This is a genomic window from Marilutibacter aestuarii (assembly GCF_006546775.1).
GTDB classification, from domain to species: Bacteria; Pseudomonadota; Gammaproteobacteria; order Xanthomonadales; family Xanthomonadaceae; genus Marilutibacter; species Marilutibacter aestuarii.
Window position 1 is genome coordinate 1 of the sequence record NZ_VICE01000123.1, and the last position, 2,000, is coordinate 2,000.

A 2,000-nucleotide genomic window follows, 5' to 3' on the forward strand; every position below is an offset into this window, starting at 1 on the left:
CGCGCCCCCGCCCGCGGCGGCGCAGCCCACGCCTGCCCAGGTCAGTCGCATGCTCTCCGAGCGCGCACTGCGACCGCTCGTCATCGCCATTGATCCCGGCCACGGCGGCCAGGATCCGGGCGCGATCGGCAAGAACGGCAAGCGCGAGAAGGACGTCACCCTCGCGGTCAGCCGGGAACTCGCCCGGCAGATCAACGCCACCCCGGGACTGAAGGCCTTCCTCACCCGCGACAGTGACGTGTTCATCCCCTTGAACCGGCGCGCTGTGCTGGCGCGCCAGGCCAAGGCGGACATCTTCGTATCCATCCATGCCGATGCCGCCGAAAACCGCGCGGCCCGGGGTGCCTCGGTCTACGTGCTCTCCCTCCGCGGCGCGACCTCTCAGCGTGCGCGTTGGCTCGCGGACAAGGAGAACGCGGCCGACCTGATCGGTGGCGTGCGCCTGGAAAGCACCAACAACACCCTGGCCTCGGTCCTGATCGACCTGACCCAGAGCGGGCAGATGAAGGCCTCCGGCGAAGCCGCCGAGCACGTGCTCGAGAGCCTCGGTCGCGTTGGCCAGAAGCGCCGGGTCGAACAGGCCAACTTCGCCGTGCTGCGCACGTCGGACATGCCGGCGATGCTGGTGGAAACCGGTTTCATCTCCAACCCGGACGAAGAGCGCCTGCTCACCGACCCCGGCTACCAGCGCAAGATCGCGAGTGCGGTGCTGGATGGCGTCAACACCTACTTCGAGCGGCAGCCGCCGCCGGGCACGATGTACGCCGCCCGCGCCAGCGCGGAAATGGCCGCCGCCAGCGGGCCCGGCGGCAGTCCCTGAGGCAAAGCGGGGCCTGGCACGCGATCAGCGACCGCCGGGTTCGTTATCATCGAGGCATCGGACGGCACCGCGAGGTGCCGTTCCGCCTTCCGAGACGACCCCGATGCGATGCCCGTGACGATCCGCCCCCTGCCCGACACCCTCATCAACCAGATCGCCGCCGGCGAAGTCGTCGAGCGCCCCGCCTCGGTGGTCAAGGAACTGGTCGAGAACGCGCTCGATGCCGGCGCCAGCCGCGTCGACATCGACCTGGAGGAGGGCGGCGTGCGCTTGATCCGCATCCGTGACAACGGCAGCGGTATCCCCGCCGAAGAACTCCCGTTGGCGGTGTCGCGCCACGCGACGAGCAAGATCGCATCGCTGGACGACCTGGAAGGCGTCGCGACCCTGGGCTTCCGCGGCGAGGCGCTGCCTTCGATCGCCTCGGTCAGCCGTTTCTCGATGAGCACGCGGCGCCGGGATGCCGAACACGGCAGCGTGCTGGAGATCGATGGCGGCCGCGTCGGCGAGGTCTTGCCGCGCCCGCACCCGCAAGGCACCACGGTCGAGGTCCGCGACCTGTTCTTCAACGTGCCGGCGCGCCGCAAGTTCCTGCGTGCCGAGCGCACCGAGCTCGGCCACATCGAGGAATGGCTCCGCCAGCTCGCGCTGGCGCGACCGGACGTCGAACTGCGCGTTTCGCACAACGGCAAGCCGTCACGCCGATGGAAAGGCGAGGGCGGTGGCGCGGGGGCGCCTTCGCTGCTCTCCGATACCCGCCTGCACGAAACCCTGGGGCAGGAGTTCACCCGCAACGTCCTGCGCGTGGACCACGCGGCCGCGGGCCTCCGCCTGCACGGCTGGATCGCGCAGCCGGCCTACAATCGCGCCAGCACCGACCAGCAATACCTGTTCGTCAATGGGCGCTCGGTGCGCGACCGCAGCATCGCGCATGCGGTCAAGCAGGCCTATTCCGACGTCCTGTTCCATGGCCGCCATCCGGCCTACGTGCTGTTCCTGGAACTCGATCCGCGCCGGGTCGACGTCAACGTACATCCGGCCAAGCACGAGGTGCGTTTCCGCGATTCGCGCCTGATCCACGACTTCGTCTACCGCACCCTGCACGAAGCCCTCGCCGGCACGCGTGCCGGCGTGGAGGCGGGCGCCGGGGCCACGCACGGGCCGGGCGACGTGCTTGCAG

Annotated in this window: 2 protein-coding genes; both read left to right on the top strand. The window is 69.9% G+C overall.

The genetic code is table 11. The features are described from left to right. Positions 1–820, top strand: an 820-nt coding sequence (locus FKV25_RS12940; RefSeq protein WP_211345438.1) for an N-acetylmuramoyl-L-alanine amidase, incomplete at its 5' end; no start/stop codon positions are given. Between the two features lie 114 nt (positions 821–934). Beyond that, on the top strand, positions 935–2,000 hold a 1,066-nt coding region (gene mutL, locus FKV25_RS12945; RefSeq protein WP_141519218.1), incomplete at its 3' end, for a DNA mismatch repair endonuclease MutL.